The organism is Actinoallomurus sp. NPDC050550, from assembly GCF_040655075.1.
Taxonomy (GTDB): domain Bacteria; phylum Actinomycetota; class Actinomycetes; order Streptosporangiales; family Streptosporangiaceae; genus Actinoallomurus.
Genome location: NZ_JBFAJC010000039.1, coordinates 59,461 through 79,475, shown reverse-complemented (window position 1 = coordinate 79,475; position 20,015 = coordinate 59,461). Strand labels below are relative to the sequence as shown.

Sequence of the window (20,015 nt, the reverse complement as noted above, 5' to 3'; positions counted from 1 at the left end):
GTTGATCCGCCGAGAGGGAATGTGATGCGGGTCGTCATCGCGGAGGATCTGTTCCTCCTGCGCGACGGCCTGATCCGGCTGCTCGAGGCGTACGGCTTCGAGATCGCCGCGGCCGTCGACAACGGCCCGGAGCTGACCCGGGCACTGGTGTCGATCAAGCCCGACGTGGCCGTCGTGGACGTACGCCTGCCGCCGTCCTTCACCGACGAGGGACTGCAGGCGGCGCTGTACGCCCGGCAGAAGGTTCCGGGCCTGCCCGTGCTCGTCCTGTCCCAGCACGTCGAGCAGCTGTACGCGCGGGAGCTCCTCGCCGACGGCAGCGGCGGCGTCGGCTACCTGCTCAAGGACCGGGTGTTCGACGCCGACCAGTTCGTCGACGCCGTACGCCGGGTGGCGGCGGGGGGCACCGCGATGGATCCGCAGGTGATCTCCCAGCTGCTGGCCCGCAACTCACGGAACCAGCCGCTCGGCGGGCTGACGCCCCGCGAGCGCGAGGTGCTGGAACTGATGGCCGAGGGCCGGTCCAACGCGGCGATCGCCCAGCGCCTCGTCGTCACCGAGCGGGCCGTCGCCAAGCACACGTCGAACATCTTCGCCAAGCTGGACCTGGTGCCCTCCGACGATGACAACCGGCGCGTCCTCGCCGTGCTGGCCTTCCTGGGCGACTCCTGAGCGACCGGCTCAGCGGCGCCGCAGCTCCGCGCACTTGGCCCTGAACTCCTCGACGGTGAGCAGTCCCTCCGCGCGGAGCCCGACGAGCTCGCCCAGCCTCCCGGCCAGGTCGCCGATGCGGTGCACCCATGCCTTCACCTCGGCGGCGCTGGGCGCGGTTCGCGGCCAGGAGCCTCCCGACGGGCCGGGCGCGGTCGACGGCACCGGCGTTCCGGCGAGGAACACGTCGATCTCCGCCTCAAGGCGCTCGCCCTCGTCCAGCAGCCCCGCGCACTTGGCGTTCAGCTCCGCCTCGGTCAGCAGGCCGCTCTTGTGGGCGTTGATGAGCTGGGTGATCCGGCCGGCGACGTCGACGAGGCGACGGAGCCGGTCGGTCACGTCGGAGAGCGCGTCGGATCCGTACGGGTCTGCCGGACCGGCCGACGCCTGCCGTACGGGCGAGCCGGAGAGGATGCCGCCGATCGCCGCCTCGAACCGCTCGCCGCCTTCCAGCCGGAAGACCAGGTCCGCCCGGTCGTGTCCCAGTTCCAGGTGGAGGTCCTCGTTGCCCCGGCGGTCCCACGCGTAGTGGTCCACACCTGCGACCTGGGCGAGAGGAACGCGCCGCAGCCCGCCGGGACCGGCGAACACCACCGCACGTCGGGTCAGCGCGAGCAGGCCGCTCTCCCCGGCGAACAGCGCCGCCTCCAGCTCGTGCACCTGGTCGCCGTGCCCGAGCGCGGCGCCGAGCAGGCGGAACTGGTGCGCGTCCGCCCGGCCACCGGCCCGCGAACGGGACAGCGCCGCGGCGACGTCCGGCCGCCGCAGGACGTCGTCCGGCGGAACACCGGCGGGAGCCGGAATCCGCTCCGGCGGGCACTCCCGCATCGCGTCGATGGCCTGCCTGAACCGTTCGGGCTCGCGCAGCCAGGTGAACTCGATGGTGTCGTAGTCGTTGTCCTCGACGATCAGCTTGCCCGGCCCTCCGTCATAGTCGGTGTCGCAGCTGACGTAGTCGATGTCGGTGAAGGCGAGCGCGCTCAGGCCGCCTTCCTGATCGGCGAAGACGACGCGCCGGTCGGTGAGCGCCAGCAGCCCCTGTTTGCCGCTCCACCGCCCGGGCTCCACCTCCTTGACGGGCTCGCCCGCCTCGAGAACGCCGAGCAGCGCGGCCAGCTCGCGCTGGAACGAGCCGACGTCGCTCCTCGTCCGGCTCAGGGCGGCCTCGACGTCGGGCCGGTGAGCCGGACCCTGCGGGGGCGCCGCGGGAGCCACGGGGGGCGCTGACCGGGGCGCCGCGGCGTGGGCGGGTGCCGGCGCGGCGGAGGCGGGTGCCGGCGCGGCGGGCTCCTGTGGTCCGTACGCGCCGAATCGGAGGGCACGGAAGGTCTGCTGGAAGCGGACCGGGTGGTAAATGCCGTGGAAGGGCAGCTCGTCGCCGTCCTCGGCGGCGATCCACACCAGGTTCCCCTCGTGCGTCTCGTTCCAGGTCGCGCGGACGTCGGCGAACTCATGCAACGGGACCGCCGTGTGGCCGCCGAGGTCGTCGTCGGGGCCGAAGCTGAGCAGGTGCCGGTCGGTGAGGAAGAAGACGAGGACGCGCCGGCCGACGGCCAGCTCGATCTCCCGCACCGTCTCGCCGGGTTCCAGGGCCGCCGACAGCGCCGCCAGCTCGCGCACCATGGCGCGGACGCGCGCACTTGCCCGGGCCAGCGCCTCGCCGACGTCCGGGCGCAGGCCGGCGCTGTGCAGCAGTTCGGGGTCGGGGGCGCGGGTCACGCCCTGCAGCGCCCGGGTCACTTGCAGAGTGAACTCCAGCGCCGCCGGGTCGTTGTTGTGCAGCACCGCGTCGACGTCCAGGGCGGGGTCGGGGGCGGACGGGCCGGCCGCCCCGGCGAGCCGGACGCGTACGTAGCCGACACCGCCGTTCGCCTCGACGAGTTCGACCTGGTCGATGGCGGACAGCGGGATCTTGCGGCTCATGCCCTGGCTGGTCACGAGCACGCCCGCGCCGTCGAACTCGGCCCGTCCGTGCAACCCGTGCAGGACGACGCCGGCGCCACCGGGCCGTCCTGGACCGGACAGCCCGTGCGGGAGGCCGCCCTCGGCCGGCGGGGCGGTCATCTCCAGGCGCCGGCTGCGCAGCGTGGTCGCGACGCCCGCGGCGAACAGGAGCGCGTCGGCGCGCTCGGACGCGAAGGACAGGCAGCGCTCACGGTCGGGAACGACGTCGTACTGCTCGCCGACGGCGCGGAACCAGAGGAGGTCGCCTCCCCTGCCCCGGCCTGGCACCAAGGTGACCGCGTCGAGGGCCGCCAGCGGTATGGTCCGGCCCTCGGCGCCCGCCTTCCAGGCCAGACGGACGTTCTGGCCGTCGAAGTGACCGTTGCCGTCGTGGGTCTCGACCGCCGTCGGCCAGCGTGCCTCGACCATGAACTCGCTCGCGGCGGCCTGGGCCACGCCCGTGGACAGGACGGCCGCGTGCAACGCCTCCGCGAGCCGTCGTGCGTCCGCCTCGTGCTCCGGCGGGAACTCGACGAAAAAGGGGTGGTCGTCGGCCGAGATCATCGCTCCGGCCACCGCGTAGAACGGGTCGGCGCCCTCACGCAGAAGGAGCGTCAGCCGTCCCTCCCGCCGCCGGCCCGGAGGCATCAGCTGGACACCGGCCAGCGCGGTCACCGGAAAGGCGAGCCACCCCAGCCGACGGCGCAGCCAGCCGTTCGAGGAAGGTGAATAGTTCATGCGGCACTGCCGCCCATCGAACACCAACTCGGCGTCGATCCCCCGCAACCCCGTAGTCACATTGCGGACATTAGCAACATCCGCGACATTTCACCGCAGCGCCCGCATGTTCGGCGTGCAATCGCACCGGCCGTCCGGATCAGCTCTCCCCGAGGTAGGCGAGCACGGCCTTCACGCGGCGGTGGGTGGTGTCGGTGTGCTGCAGGTCGAGCTTGAGGAAGATGTTGGAGATGTGCTTCTCGACCGCGCCGTCGGTGACGTAGAGCCGCCGGGCCACCGCGGCGTTCGACAGGCCCTCCGCCATCAGGCCGAGCACCTCCCGCTCGCGCGGCGTCAGCGACTCCAGACGGTCGCCCCGGCGCCGCCGCCCCAGCAATTGCGCGATGACCTCGGCATCGATGACCGTGCCGCCGTCCGCGACCCGGCGTACGGCGTCGAGGAACTCCGCCAGGTCGGCGACCCGCTCCTTCAGGAGATAGCCGACGCCCTCCGCGCCGTCGCCGATGAGGTCCGTCGCGTAGCGCTCCTCGACGTACTGCGAGAAGACCAGGATCGGCGTGCCCGGCACCCGCTTCCGCGCCTCGAGCGCGGCCCGCAGGCCCTCGTCGGTGAACGACGGTGGCATCCGGACGTCGACGATGGCGAGGTCGGGACGGTGCTCCTCGACGATCCCGACCAGCCCTGGGCCGTCGCCGGCCGTCGCGACCGTCTCGATGTCCTCATCGGCGAGCAGGCGGATCAGCCCCTCGCGCAGCATCACCGCGTCTTCCGCGATCACCACCCGCACGGGGTTCAGCGTACGGGAAAACGAGCGGGGTCGGCCCCGGCGGCTCAGCCGCCGGGTACGACGCTCGGCCTCACACGGTCACCAGACGCAGGGCAGGTCCGCGCGGATCACGGTCGGTCCCCCGGCGGGGCTGTTCACCGTCAGGATCCCGTCGATGCCGGCGGCGCGGTCCGCAAGGCCGGCCAGCCCGCCGCCGGGCGCGGCGGTCGCCCCGCCGACGCCGTTGTCGGAGACCTCGACGACGACCCAACTCTGGTCGCGCGTGATGCGCACGTACGCCTGCGTCGCACGGGCGTACTTCGCCGTGTTGGTGAGCGCCTCGGAGACGATGAAGTACGCGATGCTCTCGACGGCCGCCGGCGGCCTGGTCGGCAGGTCGATCTCCACCTCGACAGGGACTTGGGCGCGGGCCGCGACCGCGGAGATCGCGGCGTCCAGCCCCCGGTCGGTGAGGATCGCCGGATAGATGCCGCGCGCGAGGTTGCGCAGCTCGGCGATGGCCTCCTTGGCGCCCGCATGCGCCTGCTGGATCAGTTCCTGAGCGGCCACCGGGTCGGTCTCCAGCTTGGCGCGGGCGCGGCCGAGGTCCATGGCGACGGCCAGCAGCTGCTGCTGAGCGCCGTCGTGCAGGTCCCGCTCGATCCGGCGGCGCTCGGCCTCGGCGGCGTCCACCCCGCGCGCCCGGCTGGCCTGCAGCTGCGCCGTACGGGCCCGCAGCGCCTGGGTCTCGTTCGGTCCGAGGAGGTATCGGGCGATGGCCCCGTGCGCCGCGCCGACGGCCCGGACGGCGTACATCGCGACGAGGGCGACCGTCAGCCCCACCGGCACCGCCGGGAGGGTCGTGATCGGGTTGTCCAGCCAGATCTCGTGGGATCCGAACGTGATGTACGGGTACCCGCCGTGGTCCGCCAGGATCCAGGCGGGCATGGTGATCAGCGACAGTGCGAGCGTCCACAGGACCATGGACATGATGAACTCGGCCAGGCCGATCGGGAAGGCCAGGAACAGGTAGACCAGGTCCTTCCAGGTCGCCGGGTCGGCGGCCATCGCCTTCCACTTGCGCAGCAGGCCGCCCTCCGGCAGCGCGCGGTACGGACTCGGAATCCGCACGCCGAAGGCCAGGTACGCGAGCCGCCGCTCCAGCATGGCCGCGCCGCGCCAGAGGATCATGGTCAGGGCGAGACCGACGAAGCCCACCCAGATCACGGTGGTCCCGATCGAGACCGACAGCAGCACGACGAGGCCCACGAAGTAGGCCAGCCCCAGGGGGGCGTGGAAGAGCAGGTAGGCGGCCGACCGCCAGGTCAGCGAGTCCGTCAGGACCCGCGCTGGGCCGAATCGCCGCGACGACGACGTGTCGACGGTGCCGTTCACCGGGGTCCCTCCTGCCGAATGCGCTTACGGGTCAAGCCTCCTGAACGGCGGGGCGTCCCGCCATGGAGCATCCCAGTCTTCAGCGGGTAGGGCTATCCCCACCTCATGGCCGATCCCGCGCCGGCGGCGGACGCGGAGGCGGCCATGTCCCGACCACGGACCGCCGAGGCCATCGCGGGCCGGAAGGACACGCCGCAGAGACGACGACGCCCCGGAGGGTGGGCCTCCGGGGCGTCGATCTGCCGCGCGTCAGTCGTTCAGCGTGGTCTTCTGGACCTGCAGCAGGAACTCGGCGTTCGACTTGGTCTCCTTCATCTTCTCGATGAGGAGCTCCAGCGCCTGCTGGGTGTCGAGGGCGTGCAGCACCCGGCGGAGCTGCCAGACGATCCGCAGCTCCTCCGGAGCCAGCAGGATCTCTTCCTTACGCGTGCTGGAGGCGTCGACGTCGATCGCCGGGAACACGCGCTTGTCGGCGAGCTCGCGGCGGAGGCGGACCTCCAGGTTGCCGGTGCCCTTGAACTCCTCGAAGATGACCTCGTCCATCCGCGAGCCGGTCTCGATCAGCGCGGTGGCCAGGATCGTCAGCGAGCCGCCGTTCTCGATGTTGCGGGCGGCGCCGAAGAACCGCTTCGGCGGGTACAGCGCCGTGGAGTCCACACCACCGGACAGGATCCGGCCGCTGGCCGGAGCCGCGAGGTTGTAGGCGCGGCCGAGGCGGGTGATCGAGTCGAGCAGCACGACGACGTCGTGGCCCAGCTCGACGAGCCGCTTGGCCCGCTCGATCGCCAGCTCGGCGACCATCGTGTGGTCGTCGGCGGGGCGGTCGAAGGTCGAGTGGATGACCTCGCCCTTCACCGACCGCTGCATGTCGGTGACCTCTTCCGGCCGCTCGTCGACGAGGACGACCATGAGGTGGCACTCGGGGTTGTTCTTGGTGATCGCGTTGGCGATCGCCTGCAGGACCATCGTCTTACCGGCCTTCGGCGGCGAGACGATCAGACCGCGCTGGCCCTTGCCGATCGGGCTGACCAGGTCGATGATCCGCGTGGTCAGCTGGTTCGGCTCGGTCTCCAGGCGGAGCCGCTCCTGCGGGTACAGCGGAGTCAGCTTGGAGAAGTCGACGCGGCCCTTGGCCTGCTCCGGCTCCATGCCGTTGACGGTGTCGAGGCGCACGAGCGCGTTGAACTTCTCCCGGCGCTCGCCGTCGCGGGGCTGGCGCACCGCACCGGTGATCACGTCGCCCTTGCGCAGGCCGTTCTTGCGGACCTGGGCGAGGGAGACGTAGACGTCCTGCGGACCGGGCAGGTAGCCGGTGGTCCGCACGAACGCGTAGTTGTCCCGGATATCGAGGATGCCGGAGACCGGGATGAGGACGTCGTCTTCGCTGATCGTGGGCTCGGAGTCGCCGAAGCGCTCACGGCCGCCACGACCGCGGTTGCGCTCGCGGAACCGGCCACGCCGACGCGAGCCCCTGCCGTCCTCGTCGTCGGAGTCGTTCTGCTGGCGCTGGTTCGGACCGCGCTGGCCACGGTCGTCACCACGCTGGCCACGGTCGTCACCACGCTGGCCGCGGTTGTCGTCCCGCGCCGCGCGGTTGTCCTCGCGCTGGCCACGGTTGTCCTCGCGCTGGCCGCGGTTGTCGTCCCGCGCCGCGCGGTTGTCCTCGCGCTGGCCACGGTTGTCGTCCCGCTGGCCGCGGTTGTCGTCCCGCTGGCCGCGGCCTTCATCGCGCTGGCCCTGGCCGTCGCGGTTGCGGTTGCCGCGCTGGCGCTGACGCTGCTGGCCGCCCTCGCGGCCGGCCCTGTCACGCGTCGCGGCGTCGCCGACCGGGTCGGCCTCGACCTTGATCTCCTGCTGTTCCTGCTGCGCGGCCGCCGGGGCCGCCGGGGCCTCCTCGCGCCGGGGGGAGCGCTCGCGCTGTGGCTTGCGCTCCGTGGCGGACGCGGTGGGGGCCGCGGTGGTCTCGGGCGCGGCGGAGGTCTCGCCGTCGGTCTTGGCGGAGCCCGCCGACTCGCCGCCTCCGGCGTTCTGCGTCTGTCGGTCTTGGATGGCGGCGATGAGCTGGCTCTTCCGCATTCCGCCCGTACCGCTGATCCCGAGGCTCGAGGCGAGAGCCTTCAGCTCAGGCAGCACCATCGCCGACAGGCCCGTGCCCGAGCGGCGGCGCCGCGGAGCAGCCTTCTCGGCGGGCGCGGCGTCACTTGCCGTCGCCGCTGCTGCGTCCGAGAGGAGTTCGGTGGATTCGCTCACTAAGGGTCCTTCCCAGGGAGCGGGTGTGGCCGCCGTCGGCCAGGCAACCCGATCGTGCGAACCGGCGGGGGCGCCGGATCAGTCGAGCTCTGCAGATCTCCATGTGATCGGCGCAGAGTTTCGGCCACATCCAGATGATGGAGGCAGGTTCTCGCGAGAGATCCCCGATCCCGATACGTCCGTAGTTTTGATTGAACGCTGAACAACGAGCGGTTTCGTTGCCGGGGAACCACATCCGCGTCACACGGCCGACGTAAGCCGGAGTGGCTGACGAGCCCACGCCCCCGAGCGGGGCATCTGGTGCGGCACTAAGCCTAACATCACCTGGGCACACTGCTATTCCCCGGAGACTCGCGTTTCCTGATCGATCGGCTGAACGCATGCGCCGTGGGGGTCAACGTTCAGCGGGTGTATGTGCCACGGAATACCCACTTCCGAGGCGATCGAATCTCCCTCGCCGTCGGAGACGAACGCGAGGACAGTCGGCCCGGCACCCGAGATCACCGCAGGCACGCCCCGGGAGCGCAGCCGCTCCACCAGCGCGGCCGACTCCGGCATGGCCGGGGCGCGGTACGCCTGGTGCAGCCGATCCTCGGTGGCGTCCAGCAGCAGCTCCGGGCGGCCGGTGAGCGCGGCGATCAGGAGCGCGGCACGACCGGAGTTCGCCGCGGCGTCCGCGTGCGGCACGCTCTCCGGGAGCAGGCCGCGTGCGCGCTCGGTGGCGAGCCGATGCTCGGGCACGAACGCCACCGGCCGTACGCCCGCCGCGACGTCCAGCCTCGCCGTACGAGGCCCGGCACCGGTGTCCCACGCGATGGTCAGCCCGCCCATGAGACACGGCGCGACGTTGTCCGGGTGGCCCTCGATCCGCGTGGCCAGGGCCAGGACGTCCGCGTCGGTGAACCGCGCGCCCTCCGGGTGCAGGGCGCGGGCGGCGAGGATGCCGACGACCGTCGCCGCCGACGATGATCCGAGGCCGCGCGCGTGCGGGATGCGGTTGACGCAGCGGATCCGCAGCCCGGGCGGCGGCGCCCCGCCGATGAGGGCGTACGCCTCCCGGAACGTCCGGACGATGAGGTGCTGTTCGCCGCGTTTGGCGGTCTCCTCGCCCTCACCCGTGACGTCGATCCGGAGGCCGGAGTCGGCCGGTTCGACCTCGACGTCGTCGTACAGGGTGAGTGCCAGGCCCAGGGAGTCGAAGCCGGGACCGAGGTTCGCGCTGGTCGCGGGCGCCCGCACGTGCACGGCCACGGGCGGGACGTGCCTCGCCGTCAAGCGAGTTCCAGCGCGGACGCGGCCGCGTGCGCGTCGACGGGGACCGTGATGGGCGCGGGCGCGCCCGAGATGGCCCAGTCGGGGTCCTTGAGGCCGTTGCCGGTCACCGTGCAGACGACGCGCTCACCCGGGCGTACGAGGCCCTCGTCGCGGGCTTGGAGCAGCCCGGCGACGCTCGCCGCCGACGCCGGCTCCACGAACACGCCCTCCTCGCGGGCGAGCAGGCGGTAGGCGGCCAGGATCTGCCGGTCGGTGACGGCCTCGATCGCTCCCCCGGACTCGTCGCGCGCCTTGAGCGCGAGGTCCCAGGAGGCAGGGTTGCCGATGCGGATCGCCGTCGCGATCGTCTGCGGCGACGCGACCGGCTCCCCGCGAACGATCGGCGCGGCGCCGGCCGCCTGGAAGCCCAGCATGCGCGGACGCGCGTCGGACTCGCGGTAGCCCATCCAGTACGCACTGATGTTTCCGGCGTTGCCGACGGGAAGGCAGTGCACGTCCGGGGCCTCGCCGAGCGCGTCGATGATCTCGAAGGCGGCGGTCTTCTGGCCCTGCAGCCGGAACTTGTTCACCGAGTTGACCAGCGCCACCGGATAGTCGACGGCGAGCTTGCGGGCGAGCTCGAGGCAGTCGTCGAAGTTGCCGTCGATCTGCAGCAGCTTGGCGCCGTGCACCAGCGCCTGCGCGAGCTTGCCCATCGCGATCTTGCCGCGGGGCACGAGCACGGCGCAGACCATCCCGGCGCGCACGGCGTACGCGGCGGCCGACGCCGAGGTGTTACCGGTCGAGGCGCAGATGACCGCCTTGGCGCCCTCCTCGGCGGCCTTGCTGATCGCCATCGTCATGCCCCGGTCCTTGAACGAACCGGTCGGGTTGGCGCCCTCGACCTTGAGGTACACGTCGCAGCCGGTGAGCTGCGACACCCGCGTCGCGGGGAGCAGGGGCGTGCCACCCTCCAGAAGGGTGACGACCGGCGTCCCGGCCGTCACGGGGAGCCGATCGCGATACTCCTCTATGACGCCACGCCATGCCCTGCTCACGAGTTCCTCCTGACCTGCGCTGTCGTCCAGCGAGTCTACGGGCCGACGACGGTGCGTCTCGACGCCATTCCACATCCTGGACGCATTCCTGCGATTACCATCATGGCCCGTGCACCCCCGAGCACGCGTCGCCGGCTACGCCGCGGCCGCCGTCCTGATCGCCGTCGGCGCCCTGTGGGCCACCGGCGGCCTCGACCCGGCCGATGCCCCCGCGCGTGTCGCGCCGGGCAAAGAGGTCGACCAGCACCTGTTCCGGACGAAACTCGTCGGCGCCCATGTCGCCACGATCAAGAAGTTCGGCAAGACCACGCGGATGCTGGTGATCAACGCCTGGGTGACCAACCCGACCCGCGAGACACAGGGGACGTACGCCCTGGACGACAACGTGTTCGCGCACGGGATGTTCCTGTACTGGAGGACCCAGAACGGTCCCCGCCCGAAGCAGGTGGACGCCCAGGGCGTCGCCGGGGACACGCTCTTCCGGGCCCTGCAGCCGCGGCTGCCCACGTACGTCGCCGTGCAGTACGAACTGGCGTCCGGCGCCCGAGTACCGGATCATGTGACGGTGGCTCTGGCGGACTACCAGTACACCGAGTCCGGCCTCCTCGACCCGCGCGGCTACTGGGTGTGGAAGTCCCGCGGATACGAGACGCGGTACGAGACGGACCCGCTGACGCACAAGTCCGGCCGGGTCACCCACATCATCCCCGTACTGGTCGCCAACGTGACCCTGCCGGTGAAGGTGAAACAGTGAGGAAGGCCCTGTCCGCGCTCCTCGCCGTGGGGCTCGCCTGCGCGGCGGTGGCGCTGCAGGGCGCGCACTGGAGCTACACGCGGGCGTACGGCCCGTACGTGAAGAACGGGCGGGTCGGCCAGGTCGTCACCGAGCCGCTGTTCACGATCCGGGTGGAGCCCGTCGAGGCGGCCCGCACGATCTACGTCCCCGGGACCTCGTACTCGAAGGCCCAGGAGATCCCCGCGAACGGCGTGTTCATCGTCGTGATCGCCACCGTCGAGGCCCGGCGCTCCCCGATCTACGCCGGGCAGGCCCGGCTGCACACCCGGTACGGCGACTACTCCCCGACCGACAAGTTCGGCGGCGGAGGCGGGCTGTCCCAGCCGGTCGTCACGCCGCTGAGTTACGTGCGCTTCCAGCCGGGGATGCCGCGCCGGGGCGCCTACGTCTTCGACGTGCCACGCGAGGCCGTGGCCGGCGCGCGGCTCTATGTCAGCGACCACGACGCCGAAGAGGCCCAGTTCGGCTTCTACCGCAACGACCCACGACGGTTCGCCGACGAGGTGCACGTCGACCTCGGACTCGACACGCGCGAGGCCGCCCGGCTCACCCGCACGGCGGCCGCCGGCTACTCGGTCCCGGAGCCGTCGTGAGGCGCGCGGCCCCGGGCATCGCCGTCGTGAAACGCGCGGCCCCGATCGTCGCGCTGCTCGCGCTCATGGGCACGGCGATCTACCTGCCGTTCCGCCAGGAGTGGACGTACTACCGCAAGGACGTGCCCGCCACGCACACCCGGACGGTGCGGCCCGGGAGGCCGGCGGTCTTCCAGCAGATCCGCTGGACCCTGCTCGGGTACGGCCGGGCCGTGCTCAAGCCCGGTGACCTGCCGGCTGAGGGCATCGGATCCCCGATGCGGCCTGGCGAGACGCTCGTGCTGGCCACGCTGCGGGCCGAGCCGCTCACCAAGAACCCGCGCGACTTCGAGATCGACTACTCGCTGCGCGACCGCGCCGGCCACCGCTGGAGCGCCTTCCAATGGCACACCACGATCATCCCGGGCGGCAAGGACCCCGCCTACGTGATGGGGCTGGTGCCCGACTGGGCGGTCGGGACGTTCGAGCTGGTCATGCGTCACCAGCATGAGGATCTGTCGGCGGCGCTGGGCGGTCCGGAACTGGTGTTCCGTCGCTGACGCCCGCCGGGCCTGGGCGGTCCGGAGCCGGTGCTCCATCGTTGACGCCCGCCGGGCCTGGGCGGTCCGGAGCCGGTGCTCCATCGTTGACGCCCGCCGGGCCTGGGCGATCAGGAGCCGGTGTTCCACCGTTGGCGTCCGCCGGCGCTGGGCTGTCCAGCGCCGGTGTTCCGCCGTTGACGCGGCGCATCACGAGATCGAACGTGGCCGCCAGCAGGGCCAGCCGGAGGATCTCCCCGGCCATGCGGTGCCCGAACTCCACCGGCACCAGCACGAGGTTCCAGAACCGTACGGTGTGGTCGGTGCCGATGAGCGCGATCACGCCTCGCTGCAGCGGGTCCAGCAGCACGCCGATCGCCACGTAGCAGAGGCAGAACCAGGCGAACACCGGCGCGCCCGCCCGATGCGCCAGCCGCACCGCGTGTACGACCGGCACGTACTTCTCCCGCAGGCTCCGGCTGGCCACCTCCGCGAGCCGCCGGCGCCGGCCCTCGAGGCGATCGGGCAACCGCTCCAGCGGAGTCCCCCGGATCGTCTCCCGGCCGTCCATCTCCAGGCCGTACACGATCGCGGCGATGGCGAGCCACACCAGCGGCAGTACGAGAGCGTCCTTGACCGGGCCGGGACCCGGCACGTGGACGACATGGGTGATCGCCTGCCAGAACACTCGGTCCGCGAGCCAGCGCTTCGCCCTCAGCACAAGCTGCATGACCGAGTACAAGGCATAAAGGGTGAAGTTCACCTCGAAGAAGGCGGTGAGGACGCCCATGGTGCGGCCGTGCCGCGCCTCGTACCGGCGTTCGCACAGCACTCGCAGCCCCCACGCGACGACCGCGACCGCGAGGCAGACCAGGATCGGCAGCTCGAGGATGTACCCGGCGTTCATCTCGTCGCCGGCCGTCACGAGCCGCTGGGCGTCGGCCCGCAGCACGTCGCGAAGATCCGTGGTGTAGAGGTTCCAGCCCAGGTAGACGAGCACGAATGGGAACAGCGTCCGGCCGATCGCGGCGACGTACGGCTCGTCCGGATCCTTGATCACCGACAGGCCGCGCCCGAGCGTGAACAGCATCCCGATCGCGACCATGAGCGAGGCCAGCACGGCCACGCTGAGCGGCAGGAGCACGGCCGCGTGCCGCAGGCCGCCGTGGCTGCCGCGGCCGAGGTGCGAGATGCCCTGGATCAGCAGGTAGCGGACGATCGCCCCGGCGCTGAACCAGATGGCCAGCGGTACGAAGAATCTCCCTGCGAGCCGGATCGCCGACACCGGCAACAGCGCGATCTCGAGCGCTCCGCCGGCGGGCGGGGTCGGCTCGGCGGCTTCGTCGGAGGCGGCCATCGCCCGCATGCTAGTGGAGCCCGGCCGCCCAGCCGGTTTCTTGCTACTTCTTCTTATTCGTCTTATTCGTCGCCTTCGACGCGCATCACGCTGGCGACCTCGCGGACGATCTCCTGGTCGCGGAGGTTCGCGACGGTGGCCGACAGCGCGCCGTCGGGGGCACGGTGGGTGACGATGACGAGCTGTGCCTCCTGGCCGTGGCCCTCCTGGCGTACGGCCTGGATGGACACGTCGTGCTCGGCGAAGGCGTCGGCGACCCGCGCGAGCACGCCGGGGCGGTCCGCGACGTCCAGGGAGACGTGGTAGCGCGTGATCGTGTCCGCCATGGGCAGTACGGGCAGGTCCGCGTAGGTGGACTCGGCGGGGCCGCGGGTGCCGTTCACCCGGTTGCGGGCGACCGCGACGAGGTCGCCCAGCACCGCGCTGGCGGTCGGGGCGCCGCCCGCGCCCGCGCCGTAGAACATCAGCGAACCGGCGGACTGGGCCTCCACGAACACCGCGTTGTACGCCTCGCGGACGCTCGCCAGCGGATGCGTGCGCGGGATCATCACCGGGTGGACGCGGACGGACACGCCACGGCCGTTCCGGCCGTCGTCCGACGGCACCCGATCGCAGATCGCCAGGAGCTTGACGACGCAGCCCATCGCCCTGGCGCTGGCGATGTCGGCGGAGGTGACGTCCGTGATGCCCTCGCGATGCACGTCGGCGGCGGTGACCCGGGTGTGGAAGGCGAGCTGGGCGAGGATCGCCGCCTTGGCCGCCGCGTCGAAGCCCTCGACGTCGGCCGTCGGGTCGGCCTCGGCGTACCCGAGGGCCTGCGCTTCGTCCAGGGCGTCGGAGAAACCGGCGCCCGAGGAGTCCATCTTGTCGAGGATGTAGTTGGTGGTGCCGTTGACGATGCCCATGACGCGGTGCACGTGGTCGCCGACCAGCGACTCGCGCAGCGGGCGCAGCAGCGGGATCGCGCCCGCCACGGACGCCTCGTAGTAGATGTCGACGCCGTGCTCCCGGGCCGCGCCGAAGAGCGTCGCGCCGTCCTCGGCGAGCAGCGCCTTGTTGGCCGTGACGACCGACTTGCCGGCCTTCATCGCGTCGAGGAGAAGGCCACGGGCCGGCTCGATGCCCCCGATCACCTCGACCACGATGTCGACGTCCGGGCGGGTCACCAGCCCGGTCGCGTCGGTCGTGAGCAGCTCCGCCGGTACGCCCTCGCGCCGCTTGTCCTTCCGGCGCACCGCGATGCCGGCCAACTCCAGCGGCGCGCCGACCCGCGCGGCGAGATCCGCCGCCTGCTCGTGCAGGAGGCGGACCACCTCGGTGCCGACCACCCCGCAGCCGAGCAGAGCGATCTTCAACGGTCCCGCGGAGCTCATGGAGACACCTCCAGGCGCAGCAGATCGTCCTCGGTCTCCCGGCGGAGGATGAGCCGCGCCCTGCCGTCGCGTACGGCGACGACCGCCGGCTTGGGCACGTGGTTGTAGTTGTTGGCGAGCGAGCGGCAGTACGCGCCGGTCGCCGCCACCGCGACCAGGTCGCCCGGGGCGAGGTCCGCCGGCAGCCACAGGTCGCGGACCACCATGTCACCGCTCTCGCAGTGCTTGCCGACGAGGCGGCTGAGCATCGGGGCCGCGTCCGAGCTCCGGGAGACGAGCGCCGAGGTGTACTCGGCGCCGTACAGCGCGGTGCGGATGTTGTCGCTCATGCCGCCGTCCACGGACACATAGGTGCGCAGCCCCTCCAGGGGCTTGACCGTGCCCACCTCGTACAGCGTGACGCCGCCCGGGCCGGCGATCGTACGGCCCGGCTCGACGGTCAGGCGCGGAAGGGGAAGGCCCTTCTCCGAGCAGATGCGGGTGATGATGCCGCGCAGGTTGTCGGCGATGTGCTTCGGATCGAGAGGGTCGTCGCCCTCGAGGTAGGCGATGCCGTAGCCGCCGCCGAGGTCCAGTTCGGGAAGCTCGATGCCGTGCTCGTCGCGGATGGCGACCATCAGCTCGACGACGCGCCGGGCGGCCAGCTCGAATCCGTCGGTGTCGAAGATCTGCGAGCCGATGTGCGAGTGCAGGCCGACGAACTCGAGCTCCTTGATGTCGATGACGCGCCGGGCGGCCTCCTGCGCCGTCTCCCGGGCGAACCCGAACTTCTGGTCGTCGTGGGCGGTGGCGATGAACTCGTGCGTGTGCGCCTCGACGCCCGTCGTGACCCGGATCATCACCTTGGGGCGGACACCCAGCTCGCGGGCGAGGTAGCCGAGCCGGGCGATCTCCTCGTAGGAGTCGACGACGATGTGGCCGACGCCGACCTCCAGCGCCCGCGCCAGCTCGGCCTTCGACTTGTTGTTGCCGTGGAAGGTGATCCGCTCCGGCGGGAACTCCGCCCGCAGCGCGACCGCGAGCTCTCCCCCGCTGCAGACGTCGAGCCCGAGCCCCTCGTCCTTCACCCACCGGGCGATCTCCGTGCACAGGAACGCCTTGCCGGCGTAGTAGACGTCGCCGTCGCTGAAGGCGGCCGCGAACTCCCGGCAGCGCGAGCGGAAGTCCTCTTCGTCGTAGACGTACAGCGGCGTGCCGAACTCTCCGGCCAGATCACGGACGTCCACACCACCGACCGTCAGCACCCCGTCCTCACGGCGCGCACCGCGCGGCCAGACGCTCGGCGTGAGCGCGTTCAGGTCGCTGGGCGGGGGCGACGGGTGGTCCTCCGGCAGCACGTCCGCGTGCCGTGGGCCGGCCGGGTGAACTCGACTCATCGACTGCTCTCTCCGTTGCGCTCAAAGACGGTCGTTCGGGGTCTCACCGAGCATGCGCAGGCCATTGCCCAGGACGACATACGCCGCCCCAGCCAGGTTAAGGCGTGCGGAGTGGTGGCCGGTGATGGGTTCGTCGCCCTTCGGCAACGCCGGACACCACTCGTGGACATCGTGGTACGCATCGGCGATCAGTTCCAACTGCCGCGTGAACGGCCGTGGCTCGTCGGTCCGGGCAGCCTGCTCGGCCCGCCCGGGGAAGTCCGCGATCAGACCCACGAGCCGCCGCTCGCGCGGGTCCTCCAGGGGCCCCTCGGCCGCGCGGACGCCCAGCTCGACCGCCTGCCGCCGTACGGCCGCGGCCCGCGCGTACGCGAAACGCACGACGAATCCGGGGTTGTCGAAGGTCAGCGGGCGCTCCGGCCAGCTCGCTCTCGGCACAGCGATCACGCCGTACGTCTCGTCGACGCGGCTGATCAGCGAGGCACCGACGGCGATCGAGAGGAAACCCGGCCCCGTGACCCGTACGTCGCCCACCCCCGGCATCCGTCCCAGCCGGGTCGCCAGCAGCGCGGCGATCTCCGTGGCGGGCCGCCCGGCGGCACCCGCCAGCCGCAGCGGAAGCGGACTGGCGTAGTCACCGGACGCGGTGGCCGTGACGGGAACGCGCTCCGGGATGGGGACGGCGAACTCACCGTCGGCGACCGCCCCGCGAACGGCGGCCACGACGGCGGCGTTCAGCTCGGCCGGGGTCACGGCCTGAGACTAGTCGACCAACATATGGACACTCTCGCGCTCAGGGCACCGGACCGGCGCCGGCCAGCTCCCGGACCGTACGGATCAGCACGGCCGGGTCGAACGGCTTGGTCACGTAGGCGTCGACGCCGATCTCATGGCCACGCCGGATGTCGTGCTCCTGGGCCCGCGCAGTGATCATGACGACCTTGATGCCCCGCGTCACCGGGTCGTCGCGCAGCTTGATGGCCGTCACCCAGCCGTCGAGCCGGGGCATCATGACGTCGAGGGTGATCACGTCCGGGGCGACGTCCCGTACCCGGTCGAGGCAGTCCTGCCCGTCCACGGCGGTCAGCACCTCGAAACCCTCCAGTTGGAGGTTCACGGCGATCAGCTGCCTGATCACCTCGTCGTCATCGACGACCAGCACACGTCCCAATGTCACGGCCGCCAAGCTAACGCGTCCACCGGCCCGGACACGCGGAGAACCGCCACATGCATTCCACTTGACCGTGGATTCGAGAGCGCAACGATCTTTTCCACCGCCACCGAGGACGCCGTTCGCCCAGCTCAGCCGCGTACGGCAGGCCCGTGGGGCGGCTAATGTGTCCGAGCGAGGGCGGTGAGCTGGTAGTCTCTATCCGTCCCGAGCCCCCTTAGCTCAGGGGATAGAGCACCGGCCTCCGGAGCCGGGTGCGCTGGTTCGAATCCAGCAGGGGGCGCGCGAGATGATCAGCGAAAACCCCGGCTGAACAGCTACAACGCTGTCCGCCGGGGTTTCGTATATGTGCAGCCATGTGCCACCAGACGCCGCCGATTGTCAGTGATCACGGACTATGCACGGATTCGGATCCGTAGCGTCCTCGCAGGGAGCCCCCAAAAAGCAAGAGCCCCGGCGGATTCACCGGGGCTCCGGGCCAGCCGACCAGTGCAGCATCGATCTTGTCGAACCATCGTTCGTCGTGGCCATCGAGACAGTGCGCGTAGACCCGTTCGAGGACTTCCACGGAGTGCCCCGCCCACTCAGCGACATCGGTCGCTGGAGTCCCAGCGTTCAGCCGCAGCGAGACACCCGCGTGACGGAAGTCGTACGGCTTGCGTGCCAGCGGCGACTTGACCTGTGCAGGCGTGGACGCCTTCGGCCGCGCCTTGTCAAGGCGGCGGCGCAAGCGCCGCCGCAGGCCGCCCGCTCCGGCACGCCCTACGGGCCTGCGGCGTGGGCGCCGGCCCCTCCGGCCGTGCCGATCGGACGGCCCCCGGACGAAGGATCAAGCGCGGATTCCTCCAGCCTCCTCCGGCCGGATCGTTCTCGCGGGACGGGCGGCAGGCCCGCCGGCAGACTCGCTCCGCTCGCCCTCCGGCCATCAGACGGTGGGGGAGCACTCGCCCGCGCGGATAGGTCTGTCACCACGTCCCGCCGTCGCGCGGACGAGACACTGGCGTACGGTCGCTCACCGGGACCTCACCAGGAAGGTGCAGGTCAGCGTCCACCGCAGGTGATCGCCGATCAACGGCGCCGACTACCCACGTTGGCGGCGCTTAGCGTGTCACGTCGAGGATTCCCGCAGCTTGGGATGGCCCAAGACTTCGACGAACATGATCTGGTTTTCGACGACGTCGAGGATCAGGTCCCCCTTCTTGGGGATCAAGGGCACGCAGCGATGACCAGAGCCGTATGGCCCGTCGGGCGGTTCGGCCGTGTAGAAGCTTTGGCAGAAATGGTCGTTACAAGTACACCAGCTATGTAGTCGGATATCCCAGGCGGCGATTGAGAGTTCGGTCTCCTCTATTTCCTGGAGACACGCGATCAGCTCAGCTACGAGCTCCGGGAACAGTTCGCGTACAAGTGGCGGATTCTGATCCACGAGGGGACTGTATCTCCATGGGCGACCACCTATGAGCGGGAGCGGTGTGCGATGGTGGCTCCCGGGAGCCACGGCGGGAGCCACCGGGGCGAACGATCTTGACGCCTGCCGTACGAGTCCGGGCAGCCGGAGTGCCGTTCGCATCGGTCCGTGGTGCTCGCCCGCGCGAACGGCGGGACGTGGTGACAGTCCTCATCCCGCGGGTGAGTGCCACGGCTCGTGGGGTTTTGGGGGCGGCGGAGCCCCAGTGGCGCGCTCGATCAACCAACTCCCCCTGGAGCGCCCCTGCCGGAGGCGCTGGTGGGTCAGCCGGGTCGGCGGGTGTAACGGCATTGCCGGTACCAGGCCGCGGCGATCGAGGGAACTGGGAGTATCAGGAATAGGAGCTTCCCAGTGAGCATGGCGAACAGCATCGCCAGGGCCGCAACGGTGACTGTTAGGGCGATCTGCACGCGGAGCGATACCGGCTTCCGGTTGTAGAGCCAGCGTCCGAGGACACGATCGTCGAGTCACATCAGCGCCCGTATCGGATTCCCTATCCGCGGCGTGCTCACACCTCCAGAGGGTGGTGAGCCAACGATATGCCGCAGTGCTGAGCCGTCAGGGAGTTGGGACCGTCCGGAGTTGGCCGCCCGCTCCGGCACGCCCTACACGTGTGTGGCGTGGGCGCCGGTCTCTCCGGCCGTGCCGTAGCGGGCGGCCAGTCACCTCAGTACAACCGCCGAGTCCGAGCCCAACTGCTCACGGCAGCCAGCGTCGCGCGGGAATCGGTCTCTGCTGGTAGCGCCCAGCACCGTCGGGCTCGACCCACCATGCATTCCGACCGGGGAGCATGCCCAGGGCTTCATGAAGCTGATCGCCCACATAGTGCAGGGCGACGCCGTCTTCAGTCGCGTAACCGGCCCGGAGCTTCCCCGCACCGACGAGGTCGCGGAATCGCCTCCGGCGGGGTTGGTCCGCTAGGTCGTCGTGGACGCCGTTGCTGAACGGCAGGAAGCCCAGGCCGTCATCGACTGGATCGAGTTCGTCGCTGAAGGAGTCGGTTACTCCTCCCTGGTGCCAGCAGATGCTGCCGGCGCTCTGTCCGGCGAGTACGACACCCACCTCCCAGCACTCCCGCAAGATGGCGTCGAGCCGATGCGCGCGCCATACCGCCAGCAGGTTCACCACGCTGCCGCCGGACACGAAGATCACATCCTGCGCCAGCAGATGCGCTCGCACAGTCCCGAACACGCCAAGATCTGCCGTTCTCTCGCCACGCACCCATCATGGAGGAGACAGCGTCCAGG

At 71.0% G+C, this 20,015-nt stretch carries 17 protein-coding genes and 1 tRNA gene; 5 read left to right on the top strand and 13 right to left on the bottom strand.

Annotated elements, in window-relative coordinates:
- Positions 1-24 precede the first annotated feature (24 nt).
- Positions 25-672, top strand: coding sequence for a response regulator transcription factor (locus AB0I04_RS38360; RefSeq protein ID WP_360896374.1), 648 nt, complete (start codon positions 25-27; stop codon positions 670-672).
- A gap of 9 nt (positions 673-681) precedes the next feature.
- Here AB0I04_RS38360 and AB0I04_RS38355 read toward each other — a convergent pair whose 3' ends face one another.
- From AB0I04_RS38355 to thrC, 6 genes are all read right to left on the bottom strand, one after another.
- The gene (locus AB0I04_RS38355) at positions 682-3,453 is read right to left on the bottom strand and encodes a DUF4429 domain-containing protein (RefSeq protein ID WP_360896371.1); all 2,772 of its coding nucleotides are present in this window, start codon (positions 3,451-3,453) and stop codon (positions 682-684) included.
- A 79-nt stretch (positions 3,454-3,532) separates the two neighbouring features.
- Positions 3,533-4,180, bottom strand: coding sequence for a response regulator transcription factor (locus AB0I04_RS38350; RefSeq protein WP_360896368.1), 648 nt, complete (start codon positions 4,178-4,180; stop codon positions 3,533-3,535).
- Between the two features lie 78 nt (positions 4,181-4,258).
- On the bottom strand, positions 4,259-5,554 hold the full coding sequence (locus AB0I04_RS38345) for a sensor domain-containing protein (protein ID WP_360896365.1): 1,296 nt from the start codon (positions 5,552-5,554) through the stop codon (positions 4,259-4,261).
- A gap of 249 nt (positions 5,555-5,803) precedes the next feature.
- The gene (rho, locus tag AB0I04_RS38340; RefSeq protein ID WP_360896362.1) at positions 5,804-7,804 is read right to left on the bottom strand and encodes a transcription termination factor Rho; all 2,001 of its coding nucleotides are present in this window, start codon (positions 7,802-7,804) and stop codon (positions 5,804-5,806) included.
- A gap of 336 nt (positions 7,805-8,140) precedes the next feature.
- Complete coding sequence (thrB, locus tag AB0I04_RS38335) at positions 8,141-9,079, bottom strand: homoserine kinase (RefSeq protein ID WP_360896359.1); 939 nt, start codon at positions 9,077-9,079, stop codon at positions 8,141-8,143.
- The gene (thrC, locus tag AB0I04_RS38330) at positions 9,076-10,116 is read right to left on the bottom strand and encodes a threonine synthase (protein WP_360896356.1); all 1,041 of its coding nucleotides are present in this window, start codon (positions 10,114-10,116) and stop codon (positions 9,076-9,078) included. Before thrC ends, thrB begins: the two co-directional genes overlap by 4 nt.
- Positions 10,117-10,225: 109 nt before the next feature.
- On the opposite strand from thrC, the gene AB0I04_RS38325 reads away from it, so the two are divergent.
- From AB0I04_RS38325 to AB0I04_RS38315, 3 genes are read left to right on the top strand one after another with little or no spacing between them, the layout of a single operon-like run.
- Positions 10,226-10,870, top strand: a complete 645-nt coding sequence (locus tag AB0I04_RS38325; RefSeq protein WP_360896353.1) for a hypothetical protein — start codon at positions 10,226-10,228, stop codon at positions 10,868-10,870.
- Positions 10,867-11,505 (top strand): hypothetical protein, encoded by a 639-nt coding sequence (locus tag AB0I04_RS38320; RefSeq protein ID WP_360896350.1) that lies wholly within the window; start codon positions 10,867-10,869, stop codon positions 11,503-11,505. Before AB0I04_RS38325 ends, AB0I04_RS38320 begins: the two co-directional genes overlap by 4 nt.
- The gene (locus AB0I04_RS38315; RefSeq protein ID WP_360896347.1) at positions 11,502-12,044 is read left to right on the top strand and encodes a hypothetical protein; all 543 of its coding nucleotides are present in this window, start codon (positions 11,502-11,504) and stop codon (positions 12,042-12,044) included. Before AB0I04_RS38320 ends, AB0I04_RS38315 begins: the two co-directional genes overlap by 4 nt.
- Here AB0I04_RS38315 and AB0I04_RS38310 read toward each other — a convergent pair.
- The 5 genes from AB0I04_RS38310 to AB0I04_RS38290 all read right to left on the bottom strand — a co-directional run bounded on the left by AB0I04_RS38310 (position 11,977) and on the right by AB0I04_RS38290 (position 17,300).
- Complete coding sequence (locus AB0I04_RS38310; RefSeq protein WP_360896344.1) at positions 11,977-13,380, bottom strand: hypothetical protein; 1,404 nt, start codon at positions 13,378-13,380, stop codon at positions 11,977-11,979. The genes AB0I04_RS38315 and AB0I04_RS38310 overlap by 68 nt on opposite strands.
- A 62-nt stretch (positions 13,381-13,442) precedes the next feature.
- Positions 13,443-14,753, bottom strand: a complete 1,311-nt coding sequence (locus AB0I04_RS38305; protein ID WP_360896341.1) for a homoserine dehydrogenase — start codon at positions 14,751-14,753, stop codon at positions 13,443-13,445.
- The gene (gene lysA, locus AB0I04_RS38300) at positions 14,750-16,129 is read right to left on the bottom strand and encodes a diaminopimelate decarboxylase (protein ID WP_360896338.1); all 1,380 of its coding nucleotides are present in this window, start codon (positions 16,127-16,129) and stop codon (positions 14,750-14,752) included. Before lysA ends, AB0I04_RS38305 begins: the two co-directional genes overlap by 4 nt.
- Before the next feature lie 21 nt (positions 16,130-16,150).
- On the bottom strand, positions 16,151-16,882 hold the full coding sequence (locus tag AB0I04_RS38295; RefSeq protein ID WP_360896335.1) for a DALR anticodon-binding domain-containing protein: 732 nt from the start codon (positions 16,880-16,882) through the stop codon (positions 16,151-16,153).
- Between the two features lie 40 nt (positions 16,883-16,922).
- On the bottom strand, positions 16,923-17,300 hold the full coding sequence (locus AB0I04_RS38290; RefSeq protein WP_360896444.1) for a response regulator: 378 nt from the start codon (positions 17,298-17,300) through the stop codon (positions 16,923-16,925).
- Positions 17,301-17,511: 211 nt separating this feature from the next.
- Here AB0I04_RS38290 and AB0I04_RS38285 point away from each other — a divergent pair.
- Positions 17,512-17,583: transfer RNA gene (locus tag AB0I04_RS38285), tRNA-Arg, on the top strand.
- Positions 17,584-18,408: 825 nt separating this feature from the next.
- Here the strand turns inward: AB0I04_RS38285 and AB0I04_RS38280 are convergent.
- Both AB0I04_RS38280 and AB0I04_RS38275 read right to left on the bottom strand, forming a co-directional pair.
- On the bottom strand, positions 18,409-18,726 hold the full coding sequence (locus AB0I04_RS38280) for a hypothetical protein (RefSeq protein WP_360896333.1): 318 nt from the start codon (positions 18,724-18,726) through the stop codon (positions 18,409-18,411).
- A gap of 741 nt (positions 18,727-19,467) precedes the next feature.
- On the bottom strand, positions 19,468-19,947 hold the full coding sequence (locus AB0I04_RS38275; protein ID WP_360896330.1) for a peptidase E: 480 nt from the start codon (positions 19,945-19,947) through the stop codon (positions 19,468-19,470).
- Positions 19,948-20,015: the final 68 nt, after the last annotated feature.

Coding starts and splice junctions, on each gene's coding strand:
- AB0I04_RS38305 (WP_360896341.1), bottom strand. CDS start 14,753: ATGAGCTCCGCGGGACCGTTGAAGATCGCTCTGCTCGGCTGCGGGGTG.
- AB0I04_RS38310 (WP_360896344.1), bottom strand. CDS start 13,380: ATGGCCGCCTCCGACGAAGCCGCCGAGCCGACCCCGCCCGCCGGCGGA.
- AB0I04_RS38360 (WP_360896374.1), top strand. CDS start 25: ATGCGGGTCGTCATCGCGGAGGATCTGTTCCTCCTGCGCGACGGCCTG.
- lysA (WP_360896338.1), bottom strand. CDS start 16,129: ATGAGTCGAGTTCACCCGGCCGGCCCACGGCACGCGGACGTGCTGCCG.